At 59.2% G+C, this 13525-nt stretch carries 11 protein-coding genes; 7 read left to right on the top strand and 4 right to left on the bottom strand.

Annotation, left to right across the window (positions count from 1 at the left end; all coding sequences use genetic code 11):
* Positions 1-104 precede the first annotated feature (104 nt).
* The 4 genes from E1297_RS23500 to E1297_RS23485 form a co-directional block, all read right to left on the bottom strand.
* Complete coding sequence (locus E1297_RS23500) at positions 105-1457, bottom strand: adenylate/guanylate cyclase domain-containing protein (protein ID WP_155142837.1); 1353 nt, start codon at positions 1455-1457, stop codon at positions 105-107.
* A 179-nt stretch (positions 1458-1636) separates the two neighbouring features.
* Positions 1637-2488, bottom strand: coding sequence for an MBL fold metallo-hydrolase (locus E1297_RS23495; protein ID WP_244327866.1), 852 nt, complete (start codon positions 2486-2488; stop codon positions 1637-1639).
* On the bottom strand, positions 2475-2933 hold the full coding sequence (locus E1297_RS23490; RefSeq protein WP_368669658.1) for a cyclic nucleotide-binding domain-containing protein: 459 nt from the start codon (positions 2931-2933) through the stop codon (positions 2475-2477). The genes E1297_RS23495 and E1297_RS23490 overlap by 14 nt, the downstream gene beginning before the upstream one ends.
* A gap of 90 nt (positions 2934-3023) precedes the next feature.
* Entirely contained in the window at positions 3024-5618 is a 2595-nt protein-coding gene (locus E1297_RS23485) for an ABC transporter ATP-binding protein (protein WP_155142835.1), read from the bottom strand.
* A 250-nt stretch (positions 5619-5868) separates the two neighbouring features.
* Between E1297_RS23485 and E1297_RS23480 the strand changes: the two genes are divergently transcribed.
* The 7 genes from E1297_RS23480 to E1297_RS23450 all read left to right on the top strand — a co-directional run bounded on the left by E1297_RS23480 (position 5869) and on the right by E1297_RS23450 (position 13186).
* Complete coding sequence (locus E1297_RS23480) at positions 5869-7122, top strand: glycosyltransferase family protein (RefSeq protein WP_155142833.1); 1254 nt, start codon at positions 5869-5871, stop codon at positions 7120-7122.
* 11 nt (positions 7123-7133) lie between these two features.
* Positions 7134-8354 (top strand): glycosyltransferase family 4 protein, encoded by a 1221-nt coding sequence (locus tag E1297_RS23475; RefSeq protein WP_155142831.1) that lies wholly within the window; start codon positions 7134-7136, stop codon positions 8352-8354.
* A gap of 33 nt (positions 8355-8387) precedes the next feature.
* Positions 8388-9497 (top strand): glycosyltransferase family 4 protein, encoded by a 1110-nt coding sequence (locus E1297_RS23470; protein WP_155142829.1) that lies wholly within the window; start codon positions 8388-8390, stop codon positions 9495-9497.
* 15 nt (positions 9498-9512) lie between these two features.
* On the top strand, positions 9513-10670 hold the full coding sequence (locus E1297_RS23465; RefSeq protein WP_155142828.1) for a glycosyltransferase family protein: 1158 nt from the start codon (positions 9513-9515) through the stop codon (positions 10668-10670).
* Positions 10671-10707: 37 nt separating this feature from the next.
* Positions 10708-11523 (top strand): methyltransferase domain-containing protein, encoded by an 816-nt coding sequence (locus tag E1297_RS23460; RefSeq protein ID WP_155142826.1) that lies wholly within the window; start codon positions 10708-10710, stop codon positions 11521-11523.
* Positions 11524-11695: 172 nt separating this feature from the next.
* Positions 11696-12487: a polysaccharide deacetylase family protein gene (locus E1297_RS23455; protein WP_209015954.1), complete on the top strand. Its 792-nt coding sequence runs from the start codon at positions 11696-11698 to the stop codon at positions 12485-12487.
* Between the two features lie 327 nt (positions 12488-12814).
* Positions 12815-13186, top strand: coding sequence for a hypothetical protein (locus E1297_RS23450; RefSeq protein ID WP_155142824.1), 372 nt, complete (start codon positions 12815-12817; stop codon positions 13184-13186).
* Positions 13187-13525: the final 339 nt, after the last annotated feature.

Raw genomic sequence — 13525 nt, 5'->3', positions numbered from 1 at the left:
GATCAAGTGAGGATGAGGAAATATAGCGGTTTTTAGCTATAAAGACGCCCAATCGTCAGGTGCCGAGCCGTCTTCGGAAGGGGTAAACATCCGCCGGGTCCGGATCAGGCCAGTACCGCCAGATCCAGCGGCCGCCTGATCCCGGTGACCGGGCGTTGGGAGCGTATTTCGGCAGGTGTCCCGACATACCCCTGTTTGAGCGCCAGATCCCAGGTGCCGGCATCGGTAAGGCCACGGCAGGCTTCCGTCTTGTTGGCATCTTCAAGCTTGGCCGCCCGGTTGACCGCATCGCCGATCACCGTGAATTCCAGCCGGGTTCTGGACCCGACGACGCCGACAGTCACAGGCCCTGCGGCAACGGCCACCCCGACCCGGAAAGGCCCCGGCCACCCCGCGTCCGTCATGGCGCCGCTGTCACCCGCAAAGGTCTCGATCAGGCCGCGCGCGGCCCGAAGCGCATCGGCAGCAAAGGTTTCGGACGGTTCCACCGCGCCGAATGTCGCCAGCACCCCGTCACCCAGAAACTTGTCGACCCGCCCGCCATGGCTTTGCACCACCTCGACAGCCTGGTTCTGGTAGGCGGCCAGAACCGCCATGACCGCTTCCGGAGCCATTGTTGCGGAGGTTCTGGTAAAACCGCGCACGTCAATGAACAGGATCGCCGCATCGCGCACCGTTCCTTCGCCCGCTTCCAGCATTCGGTCTGCATCGGTGATCGATGCAGCCACTTCAGGCGCGAAGAACCGCCTGAGGTCACTTGCCGCCGCATTGTCACGGATCGAGGCAAACAGCATCGATCGCCCCCGATAAAGTGCTACCGACAGAATGACTGTCACGGTGAGGATCACGATGGTCTTGTCGAGCTCGGCCCCGACCAGAATGGTATTCCCGGTCAGATATTCGACATAGTTGCGCGTGACCCGCATCCGCTCCATGTCCGAAATCACCGCATAGGCGACCAGTCCGACCCAACCTGCAACGGCTACCAGACCAGTGGTCAGGACAAAACGCGGATCAAACCGGAGCGCCCGCAATCCGATGAAGATGAAGACATACATCAGCGTCGGCGCCTTGAGATAAAAGGTCGGGTGCTGATCATACTGAATGTGGAAGGAAAAGATCAGCCCGACCAGAAGCGCGATGTCGACCATGATCGAGATCAGCAGATACCATTCCGGCAACTCCGTGCGGTGGGACAGCACCAGCCGGGCCAGCGTGAAGAGGAAATACAGCCCGAGGGCGATCGGAACGAAATTGAAGCCTTCCGAGCCTTCGGCGCGTGGCGCGATCATGTAAAGCCCTGCGAAGAACAGCACAATCGCGAGCTGGATCCAGCTGATCAGGCGCTCCGACACGTTTTCGCGCCGGCGGATCTCGCTCAAAACCCGCGCCGGAATGCCGGTCTGCGGCGGCCCGCCCCGCAAGATGTACCGCACCGTCTCACCAATACCGGCCATGCACCACCTGACCCTCGCTCATTCGCCCCCCGAACTGCACAACGGCGCTGCCCGCCGGCACCCATGTCTTTGCCCCCTGCGCTAAGCTGGACAAAGCGGCTGCGGCTGGCAAGCCCCTCCCCGGCAATGTGAATTCCCGTGAAGACAGCCCATGGGCAAAGTCGGGCGTTGCAAAACGCTCAGGGACGCAGGATCATGCCCTCGCTGGCAACGAGGGTCCCGGGATGGAGTGACGCGGCGGCCATGCCGATTTCGTCGAGTTCATCATCGGACCGGCGCGGATCGTGGTGAAAAAGAACCGGGACCTTGACGCCACCCGCGACGGCCAGTTCCACGCCCTTTTGCCACGTGGAATGCCCCCACCCGCGGTAATTGGCGTATTCCTCGTCTGTAAACATGGCATCATAGATCATGATGTCTGCATTGCGCACGAAGTCCGGCAGTGCGGCGTCGGTCTCCGGATCGCCATGCTCGTGATCGGTGATGATGCAAATCACCTTGCCGTCGAATTCGAAGCGATAGCCGCAGGCCCCGCCCGGATGGTTGAGGCGCATGGTCCGGATCACGAGCCCGTCATCGCGCGGGATCACATCGCCCGTCTGAAATGTCTTGTAGGACAGGCTCTTGAGCGATTTGGCCGCCAGCGGAAAGATCGGTGGCGACATGATCCGGCTGACAATGTCGTCGAGATTGGTGCTGTCGTCCTGAAAGTGCCCGGCCCAGGCAGTGACCTCAAAGTCCGGATAAAACACAGGCTTGAAAAAGGGCAGCCCGCAAATGTGGTCCAGATGCGTGTGGGTGAACAGAAGGTCGAACTTGATCGGCTTGAACTTGCAGATTTCCATGCCGAAATTGCGCGCCCCGGACCCGCAGTCGATCATCACCAGCGCGTCACCGGCACGCAATTCAAAACAGGTCGTTTCGCCGCCATAGCGCAAGGTCGACGCCCCCGGCGTCGGTGTGGACCCGCGCGCGCCCCAAACGCGCATGTAGAACGGCTTCGCCACCATCTCTCCTTCAGCTCGCTCCATTGGCGGACCGGCTCGCGGCAAGTGCCTGGGTGGTTTTTTCCAACCTCAAGGCGAGCGTCCGCATGACTTCGAGCGACATGTCCGGGAATTCTTTCAAGAGCTTCAGGAAATCATCCTTGCGAACGGTCAGCACATCCAGGTCTCCGGCGGCAATCAGCGTTGCCGTACGCGGGACATCGCACAAAATTGCAATCTCGCCAACAATTGAATGCTCGCCGACCTCGGCGACCTTGCGCTCCCCTTCCGGCGCATGAACCAGAACATCCGCAACACCTTGCAGGATGATGAAAGCGCAGTCCCCTTCCTCGCCCTGACTGCACAACCGCTCGCCCTGCTTGTACTCCATCCGGTCGCTGATAAATGCCAGCAACCGAAGCTTGGTTTCGTCGATACCGTGAAACAGCGGGATCCGCCGCAGCACCTCGACTTCCGTTTCAAGCGACACTTAACCCTCCCATTTCGATCCTACCGGCCGTTTCCGCAAAAACCGCCTGACCGATGCCGTGCGCCGGAACAATTTCCCCATTTGTCCGGCTCAGGCATCCTGATGTCCTTCCGATGCGATCCGCCCTTGATCCAGGACGACTTGATGATCGAACTCCCCGGCAATGGCCTTGTTGGATGTTCCGAAGATAAAGGTCCTGCCGCCCAGAATTTCGCGAAGGGCCGTCCGTGCCTGTTTATCTTCATCCGTCAATCCGCCAGCGATATCATCCAGAATAGTCACCTTGGCATTTTTAAGTAATGCACGCACGACCGCAAGGCGTCTTCTTTGGCTGGCCGACAGTCGTGACCCGGCCACACCGACATGATAGCCGAACCCTGCAAAAATCACCGGCTCCCGCAAGCCCGTTTCCTCCACCACAGAGCGGATCACCGCATCAATGCCCTGACGCGCATCCCGCCGGTCGACCCTTGCACGGCCAAACAGAAGATTGTCCTCGATTGTGAGTGGCGGGAGATAGACATCCGGATCAATGGCGATGAACTCTTCGCTGCGATTCACGACTTTTTCGTGGAATTCATGCCGCGAGGCGACGATTTCCTCCTTGAGCTCGTCCGTCATGACGCCCAGGCGGTGTTTGGCCGGGACAAGTTTCAGCGCCAGCCCGATCAGCTTTGCCCTGTCGTTTTCACTCAAGGACGGTTTCTGGCCAGGCGATTTTGCAATTCGCACGATCCGGTCGAACTCCGGCAATTCATCCTGGGTGATGAAGGAATAGGTGCCAAGCAGGCCGCTGTCCCCGGAGATGTTGGCGAAGAGTTCCACCATCGTTTGGGCTATGCTGACCCCGATGTCCTTCAGCTTCTCGCCCGATCCGGTCTGCTTCAGGAAGGCGGACACGGCCGGCAAGTCGGCCACCTGATCCATGGTAATGGCAGGGTCGGAAGGCACCGCGAAAAACAGGTTTTCAGCGAGCGTGGCACTCGAATTGAACCGGCTTCGATCCCAAAGCTCGACCAGACCGGCCAGTTTCTCGTCCTCCGCGAGACGGACCGCGAGCTGGCGGCGGACACCCAAGATCCGCTCGGCAAAACCGTCATCCATCTTGGGATCAAACCGGGACTGCAGCCCCAACCGGTAAATGTCGGCATCCAGCCCAACAGCGGTCAGGAGTTTGAGCGCAGCACCATCAAGGTCTTTCGAGCTCTGGACACCCACGGCCTCGAAATCCTCCCACTCGGCTTCCAGATCATAAGTCGGATTCTGGGTTTCGGCCGCCTCCCGAAGGTTGCGCTCGTAGTCTTTGAGCCGGTTTCCACTCCGCTCGGGCAAAATGACGGGACGATGGCGCAAACCGTAAAACAGGTTGTCGCGGATCGTGCCGGTCCAGATATGCACCGCCCCCCCGACATAGGCGATTTCGCGGCCAAGCGTGGCCGCCGGGAGCTTGTCCAGATCCTGCCCGCCAATTTCCACCTTGCCGGTTTGCGCGCTGAGAAGCCCGGCCGCCAGCTGCAACACTTCCGTGCGCCCCGACCCGTCCGGACCGACTATGGCGCAGGTCTCGCCCTTCGCGATCGTCAGGGACACATCGAACACTTCCTGCCCGGCCGCCCCGCCGGAAAAACTGACATCCGAGAGCTTGAGATCGCCGTCAAGACCGGCCTTCTCGTCAGAGGTCAGGCGATCGACCGGATAAATGTCGGGCGGATCGAAGTTCTCGACCACTGTCTGGTACTTCACACCGACATCCGCCGTCATCTGATAGTAGGCCAGCAGCTCCTTCCACGGACCCGCCAGATCCTTGTAGGCGGCGATCACCGCAAGCAGCGCGCCGATGCTCAAATCCCCCTGAATGACCAGATACCCGCCGATCAGATAAAAGAAGAAAGGCGTCAACTGGTTCATGAAGTTGTTCAGGAACTTGATGAAATATTTCCAGTTGTAGATCTTGTAGCGGATCTTGAAATTTTCGTAGAGCCGGTCTGCCACATCGGCGGAGTGCCAGGCCGAGGTGTCATTGGCGTGGATTTCAGGAATGCCGTTGATGCTCTCCCCGACCTTGTCGGCAATCACCCGCACGTTCTTGACCCGCTTGCGCGACAAAATCACCACCTGCCGCTGCAGTTTGGGGATGATGTAGGCCTGCATCGGGTAAGAGCTGATTGCCGCCAGACCCAGCCACGGATCCTGCATGAAAATGAAGCCGAGCTGCACGACCAGCATCCCGCCCTGATAGGCAGGCAATGCAAACGCCTCACCGATAAACCCGCCGACATCCTCGACTTCCGAAGTGATCATCGGAATGATCTCGCCGGAACTGACTTTCCTGAAGTGGGGAAGACGGAACCGTAAAACCCGTTGGAACAGCTCGAACCGCAGACGGCGCAGCATGCGTTCACCCAGGCGGCCCTTGTAGATGTTAATGTAAAGCTTCAGGCCGTTTGAAACGACCACAAGCCCCAGAAACGACAAGCACAACACAAACAGATAGGCAATCTGATCAAATTCGAACCCCAAAAATGCGCGCGGGAAGCCTGACCCCTGAACGGCGTCGTTCACGATCAGTTTGGGCAGCTCCAGGAGGATATAGGTGATCGGGTAGGAAATGACCGTGATCATCAGGATGAAAATCTGCTGCCGGGCGCTGAATTTCCAGATGAATTTGAAAAGGCTTTTTTGCATTGGGATTCCGGATTGCCCCAGATGAACGGAAAATCATCAAAATGTGAGCATGCATATTAGCTTGTCAGATGCGATGTGCCAGAACGGAATGTCAAGCAATTGTGCAATACGTGCCAAGCCAACCGAAAATCGTATTAAATTTGCCACTATTCCCAAGGGGTGCACAGGCTAGTCGCATGTTGATGGGTGACAAGTGACGTTTTCTTGGGCCATAAAGCAGGTGAGGCCGACTGCGCAGTCACGGGGAAACATGCGTTCCACTTCACCGAAAATCCTGATCTACAGCCATGATTCATTCGGGCTGGGACACCTGAGACGTTGCAGAGCAATTGCGCATTCTCTCGTTGGAACCTTTGACACACTGTCGGTGATGATCCTCTCCGGGTCGCCGATTATCGGCAGTTTCGAATTCCGCTCGCGAGTCGACTTCGTCCGGATCCCCGGCGTGATCAAGTTGCGCGATGGTGAATACACGCCCCTCTCGCTGCATCTCAATATCGACCACACGCTGGAAATCCGAGCCTCGATCATCGAGCACACGGCCAAGGTTTTCGAGCCGGATGTGTTTATCGTCGACAAGGAACCGCTTGGCTTGCGCGGCGAAGTCCTGCAGACGCTGGAAGCGCTCAAGGAAACAGACACCCGCCTTGTGCTCGGCCTGCGTGACGTGATGGACGATCCGGACGTGCTGCGCGAGGAATGGGACCGTAAAAACGTCTATCCCGCCTTGCAGGAACTCTATGACGAGATCTGGGTCTACGGGCCGGAGGGAATCTGCGATCCTCTGGATGGCCTGGAACTGGGCGAAGGCGTTCGTGAAAAACTGCGTTACACGGGGTATTTGCGGCGCGACCTGCCGGACAATCTCAAACATCAGCCGTTTTCCAGCCCTTTCGGCGAAGAGCCCTACATCCTTGTCACGCCAGGAGGCGGTGGCGATGGCGTGGAAATGGTCGACTGGGTAATCCGCGCCTATGAAGCGCGTAACAGGCCGCTGTTCCCGGCGCTTGTGATCCTGGGGCCGTTCATGCCCGCGGCAGCGGTCCAGGACTTCACTGACCGGGCCGAGCACCTGCGCGACGTCGAAATCATCCGCTTCACGCCCCAGATCGAACCATATCTTGCCAATGCCACTGCCATTGTCGGCATGGGCGGATACAACACGTTTTGCGAGATCCTGTCCTTTGACAAGCCAACCTTGATGGTGCCGCGGATCATACCGCGCCGGGAACAGGCCATCCGGGCCGACCGGGCGGAAAAAAGCGGCTTGTTGCGGGTGCTTCCGATCGACAATTATCCCGACACCTCTCTCATGGCAAATGCGCTTGCGGAGCTGCCACAAATGCCGCGGCCGTCCGCTGCGGGGATCGAAAACCTTCTTGACGGGCTCGACACCATTGGAGCGCGGGTCGGCGAAATCTTCGAAGACCACCGCAGTGCCCGCCTTGCCGAAAAACTTGTGCCGCTCAATGGCCTTGCGGCGCGTGCCACTTCCGTGAATTGAGACTTGAACGCATGTCCCGCATTGCCGTTGTCGTGAAGGGCTACCCGCGCCTTTCAGAAACCTTTATTGCCCAGGAAATCCTTGGACTGGAAAAACGCGGCATCCCGATCCTGATCGTTGCCCTGCGCAAGCCCTATGATCCCTATATTCACGACCTGCACCGCCAGATTTCCGCGGAGGTCATGTATCTTCCCGAATATGTCAAGGACGATCCGGCGCGCGTTGCCCGTGCCAAACGCTGGGCGGAAAAACAACCCACCTATGAAGCGGCCAAAGCCCTGTTTGACACCGACTTTGCCCGCCAGTCCAATGCCGACCGGCAGCGGCGGTGGGCGCAAGGCTGTGTCTTTGCCCACGAGTTGCCTGAAGACATCAGCTGGATCCACACCCATTACCTGCACACACCGTGTTCCAGTGCTCGTTACGCAGCACATCTGTCCGGGCGTGGCTGGTCGTTCTCGGCCCACGCCAAAGACATCTGGACAAGCCCGGAATGGGATCTGCGCACAAAGCTCGACGACACGGCCTGGGGGGTGACCTGCACAGGCGTCAACGTCAGACACCTGAAGTCGCTTTGCAAGGACCCGGACAAGATCGAACTGGTCTATCACGGTCTGGATTTTAAGGGCTTTCCGGAACCGTCCGGCAAACCTGCAACACGCGACGGCAGCTCCGAGCCGGTACGGATCGTATCCGTCGGCCGGGCGGTCGAAAAAAAGGGCTACGACGATTTGCTCAAGGCATTGGCAAGCCTCCCGGAAGCGCTCAACTGGCATTTCACACATATTGGCGGCGGAGAATTGTCGGATGCGTTGAAAACGCAGGCCGAAGCCCTTGGCCTGACAGACAAGGTGACATGGCGCGGAGCGCAACCGCGCGAGGCCGTGATCGAGGCCTGCAAGCACTCGGACCTGTTCGTGCTGCCCTCGAAACTCGCCAAATCGGGTGACCGGGACGGGCTGCCGAATGTGCTGATGGAGGCCCAGTCCATGGGCTTGTGCTGCCTGTCGACCCGGGTCTCCGCCATTCCCGAGCTTATCCTGGACGGCGAGACCGGCCGCCTTGTACCGCCCGCAGATCCGGCGGCACTTGGCGAAGCTCTTGAGACCCTGATCCGTCAGCCGGAGCAAAGGGACCGCTTCGGTCATGCCGCCGCCAAACATGTGCGCGAAAACTTCTCGACCGATCCGGGGCTTGATCATCTGGCAGAGAAATTCCGTAAGCTGATCTGACAATCCCGGCAGGGCCGCAACCGTAAGCCGATCATGAAAATAGCCTTTACCGCACCGATGAAGCCCCTTGACCATCCCGTCCCCTCCGGAGACAGGACCATGGGACGGCTGATCGTGGCGGCGTTACAGTCAGCCGGGCACGACGTCTCGATCGCGTCCACATTCCGGGCATGGGCGGGGCAAGGCGGTGAAGAAATCCAGCGGGAGATCCGGGACGCGGCATGGACGGAAGCAGACCGCATTGCGGCCGCCTGGGAAGCCTCGGGTGACCGGCCGGATGTGTTCCTGACCTATCATCTCTATCACAAGGCGCCGGACTGGATCGGACCGCATCTGGCTGACCGCTTCGGCCTTCCCTACGCGATCATCGAGGCAAGCCGTGCCCCGAAACGCCAGTCCGGCCCCTGGGCTTTCGGCTTCCGGGAAGCTGACAAGGCGCTCAAGCGCGCCGACATGGTCGCGGCCCTTCACAATGCCGATGCCGGATGCCTGGCCCCGGTTCTCGGCCCGGATCACCTCACAGTCCTGCCGCCATTTATAGACACCACCGCCTTTGACCGCGCAGCAGCGCTTCCAAAACCGCTACCGGCCCCGCCCTTGAAACTGCTTGCGGTCGGCATGATGCGGACCGGCGACAAGACACGCTCCTATGAAGTTCTGGCCGGGGCGCTTGACCATGTCCGGGACCGGCCCTGGCGTCTGACCATTGTCGGCGACGGCGAGAACAGCTCCCATGTTCTGAGCCTGTTTCCAGCCGACAGGATCAACTGGCTGGGGGCCAGACCGCTGGAGGACCTTCCGGGGATCTATGCGGCCCACGACCTGCTGGTCTGGCCCGCCATTCGCGAGGCCTTCGGCTTGGCGTTTCTGGAGGCTCAGGCCGCAGGACTGGCCGCTGTTGGCGGCGCCACATTTGGTGTCCCCGACATCGTCAAACACGGCGAGACCGGATTGTTGTCGGCGGAAGGGGATGCCCTGGCGTTTTCCCAAAACCTCCTGCAGTTCCTCGAAAATCCGATGCTTGCCGAGACTTTCGGGCAGGCCGCAAGACGTCATATCGCACAAACCCATACCCTGCACGCGGGAGCACGGCGGCTGGTTGACTTTCTGCAATCTGCAGTCGCAAACTACACCAACCGCTAACGATCCGGGCACTTCATGGCAACTCACGCATTCATTCATGTGCAGCATCTGCTTGGAACCGGGCATGTGGTTCGCGCCGCCGCGATCGGGCGGGCCCTTGCGGATCGTGGCGTGGACGTGACCCTCGCCAGCGGCAACAGGATCCCGCCAACCCTTGATACAACCGGCCTGACGGTCGTTGAACTGCCGGCAGCACGCAGCCCCGACGCCGCGTTCAGCCGCCTCGTGACGCTTGAAGGTGACGACGTGGATGCGGACTGGAAAGAGCGCCGGATCACCGCGACCCTGGAGGCATTCGGCGCGCGGGACGCCGACCTGCTTTTGACAGAGACCTATCCCTTCGGGCGCAGACAGTTCGAGTTTGAAATGAGCCGGTTGCTACAGGCAGCAAAGGCACAAGCGCGCAAACCCGTCATCGCCACCTCGATCCGGGACATTCTGGTCCGCAAGCAGGACCTCTGGAAAGAGGAGTGGATGGCAGATCAGGCGCTTGCGCATTACGACCGCATTCTTGTCCATGCGGATCCCGGCTTCATTCAGCTTCAGGACAGTTTTCCCTTTGCCGGCCGGGTGGAGCCGCTGGTCCGCTACACAGGCTATGCCAACGGGACCGCGCGCCCGGCGCCGCCCGAAGGCGATGGTGAGGACGAGGTGATCGTCTCCTGCGGCGGCGGGGCTGTCGCCGAAGGGCTGCTCTCGGCAGCACTTGAAGCCCGTCCGCTGTCCCGCCGGGCCGAAGATGCGACATGGCGCATTCTGATCGGTCATGACGTTTCAGAAGAAGCTTTCCGGCTCTACCAGCGCAATGCCGCACCAGGCACTATCGTGGAACGGGCGCGCAGGGACTTTCCCGGACTTTTGCAAAATGCCCGGCTATCGGTGAGTCAGGCCGGGTACAACACGGTTCTGGACATTCTGATAGCCGGTGTCCCGGCTGTACTTGTCCCCTTCGCCCAAGCTTTGGAGACGGAACAAACCCAACGGGCCGAGGCGCTTGCCGCTCACCGGCGCGCAATTGTAGCCCCCGAAACCGGACTGACGCCCGAACGCCTGGCCGCAGCAATCGACGACGCCCTCGCCCTTCCCCGCTCCAAACACAAGGTTCTTCTTGGCGGAGCGGAAAAAAGTGCCGATATACTCCTCAGGGACCTAACGGAACGTGCATCCGCGTGACCGGTCCCGGCCTCGATTGTCCGGGAGTGAGACAGCCATGGGATCTGAATTTGGACTGAAAAACTTCACCGCGCTCGAAACCGTCGACGACATTGCCGATTACATCCATATGCTGGAAGCGTTTGACGGCATTCCGCAGCTTCGCGAACTCAAGATCCTCGCCCGGAGCAAGGGCGGCATCGGCCCGGGAAAGAGCGTTCTTGATGTCGGATGCGGGTTCGGCCTTGAAACCTTCCGCCTTGCGCGCGCCATTCAGCCCGGCGGACAGATCAGCGGCATCGACAGAAGCACCGACTTCATCACCGAAGCCAGAACGCGCGCTGCGGACCTGGGACTTCCAATAGACTTCCGGATCGGGGATGCACAGGCCCTCCCCTTTGACGACGATTCATTTGATTGCGTTCGGGCCGAACGGATCCTGATCTATCTGGACAACTACGGGAAGGCCGTGTCAGAGATGCACCGTGTGCTCAAACCGGGTGGTCATATTGCGCTGCTGGAACCTGACTTCACCACATTGAGCATCAATCTGGACCAGCAGCCAACCAGACAAAAAGTGCTCCAATTCGAGGCCGACACCGCCGTGCGGAGCAGCTGCCTTCCCGGACCTTTGTGGATCACTCTTCAAGAGATCGGGTTTGAGGCACGGAAAATGGACTCGCGGGTCCTTGTCCTGCCCCAGAAGCACGGCGGGGATTACATGAAGAGCAGCGCAGTCCATGCGGCAGATGCAGGTGTCATTTCCACGGCCGAGCTGGATGCATGGACCCGTGCCATTGATCACCTTGTTGAGCGCAAACAGCTTTTCGCGACAGTCGGATATTTCCTGTTCACTGCAAGACGTGAGCCGTAGGCCCACGTCAATTGACGCCCAGCCCACAGGCTTTCCCTGAAGATGGCCGCAGGCCTCTTGACGGCTGGCCTCCGTAAACCGAAAACCGGAAGATCGCAGGCCAAATGCCCACAGCATCTGGCCTACCCGCCTACCGGTCCGGTTCCCGGGCTACTCATTTTCGGATCCGTTCGTGAACACTGACATCAACGACCCAGGTCTTGACCGCTTTCGGCAAGACCTGATCAGCCATCTCGACTGGTTTGCCGACCGGGGCCGCAGGGTGCGGTTCTGGTGGCGGGACGATGATGCGATCGAACCGACAGACGATCTCGACCGCCTGCTCGGTCTCGCCAACATGCATAATGTCGATGTGGCGCTGGCCGTGATCCCGAAAAACGCAACCGAAGCGCTGGCGTCACGCCTTGAGAACGAGGCCCACGCCATTGTTCTGCAGCATGGCTGGCAGCACCGGAACTTTCAACGCAAGGACTTGGGGGAGAAAGCGGCCGAACTCGGCAGCCGCCGTGATCCTGACCAGCTGATGGCGGAGCTTGCAAGTGGCAAGGCGCGGCTTGAAACCCTGTTCGGGCCGGAGCGGTTCGTTCCGGCCATGGTGCCGCCATGGAACCGGATTACACCGGACATCTCCCGCCGGTTGCCGCAGATCGGCTTAACGGGCCTGTCCACTTTTACCTTTCATCATTTCCCGCGCGCGCAACAGGTCCAGAGTCACATCGATATCATCAAGTGGAAGAAGGACCGCCGGTTCATCGGCTGGGACAGCGCGCGCGCCCGGCTCGACCTGCAACTCTGCCGGCGCCGCACCAACCCGGACGAGCCGCTCGGCATCCTCTCGCATCATCTGGCCCATGACGAAGGCTGTTATGTTTTTCTGGATGCGTTTTTGAAGATTGCCGCGCATCATCCGGGCGCCTGCTGGCCCCGCGTACGGGACTTGTTTGCCTGTTCATCAGGTGTTTAATGCAGGTCGATGCGAATTGGGTCCCATTGTTGATGAAAACAGGCATGCCCGACCATCGTGTCCGCGATGCGCGATATGACAGATCTCAGCGGCACAAGCCGTTCTCATCATGACACGGTAGTCAACCTGTCAATATTCACAGTAAATATTTGAAACTGAAACAATAAAACAAATCGGAAATAAAGACAAAATCCATCCACTCAACTTAAAAGACAATAATATTAACGATATTATTAAATAGTATTAATCATAGGATATTTAATTTTTCATTTTCCGAAAACTACCTGATCCTTGGCACCACGGGGCGAAAAAGTCAGGAGTTCAGGAATGGCAACAGCAATTGAATATGCACTTCTCGCTGCACGTGTTTCGGTATCCAGCATTGGAAATGTTGTTAAGCTTGATAGCTCCACAGCGAGTATTTCCGACCGAATAGACACAAGTCCTGATGACTTTTCGGCGATCGAGAGCTTTAGCAATGCGTCGGTTGACGAAACCTCGCCGGAGGTGACAGACGCTGACACCGTGACAAGCCCCACCGAAGATGCCGCCGTGCTGTCGACCGCCTTGTTGGCCGATGACGCGTCGCTTGCGACAAGCACCGCCGGGCTGGAGATCCTTGCGGTTGAAGATACGGCGTTCGAACCCGACACGGTAACGACCATCGGCACCAGCGACGCGGAGCTGGTTTCCCTTTAATCCCGGGCCACTGCGAGAACCGTGGTACGGGCTCGTCACGTCTTTCCTTGCATTTGAGGATGGATTGCGACGCCCGGCACCGGCAAGCATTGGACTATCGATACAAGTTGAACCCACAAGCATGTCCGGATCCCGACCACCAAAAGGTCAGGCTCCGGTCATGTTGGGGGTATGCAACGGCTTCAAAATGGCTTTTTCACTCCGGTTGCCCGGGTGCCCGGCACAAATCTGATCCCTTGCCAGACACCCAATTCCGCCAAGGCAAATTCACCCGGCCTTGACATTTGCGTCAGCCCAATTGATGGTGCTGGCATGATCAAGATCTGCAACCTTACCATG

This window comes from Roseibium sp. RKSG952, assembly GCF_009711355.1.
Note: the sequence above shows the minus strand (reverse complement) of the source record. Positions and strands in the feature narration are given on the sequence as shown.

Coding starts and splice junctions, on each gene's coding strand:
- E1297_RS23500 (WP_155142837.1), bottom strand. CDS start 1,457: ATGGCCGGTATTGGTGAGACGGTGCGGTACATCTTGCGGGGCGGGCCG.
- E1297_RS23495 (WP_244327866.1), bottom strand. CDS start 2,488: ATGGAGCGAGCTGAAGGAGAGATGGTGGCGAAGCCGTTCTACATGCGC.
- E1297_RS23485 (WP_155142835.1), bottom strand. CDS start 5,618: ATGCAAAAAAGCCTTTTCAAATTCATCTGGAAATTCAGCGCCCGGCAG.
- E1297_RS23480 (WP_155142833.1), top strand. CDS start 5,869: ATGCGTTCCACTTCACCGAAAATCCTGATCTACAGCCATGATTCATTC.
- E1297_RS23475 (WP_155142831.1), top strand. CDS start 7,134: ATGTCCCGCATTGCCGTTGTCGTGAAGGGCTACCCGCGCCTTTCAGAA.
- E1297_RS23470 (WP_155142829.1), top strand. CDS start 8,388: ATGAAAATAGCCTTTACCGCACCGATGAAGCCCCTTGACCATCCCGTC.
- E1297_RS23465 (WP_155142828.1), top strand. CDS start 9,513: ATGGCAACTCACGCATTCATTCATGTGCAGCATCTGCTTGGAACCGGG.
- E1297_RS23460 (WP_155142826.1), top strand. CDS start 10,708: ATGGGATCTGAATTTGGACTGAAAAACTTCACCGCGCTCGAAACCGTC.
- E1297_RS23450 (WP_155142824.1), top strand. CDS start 12,815: ATGGCAACAGCAATTGAATATGCACTTCTCGCTGCACGTGTTTCGGTA.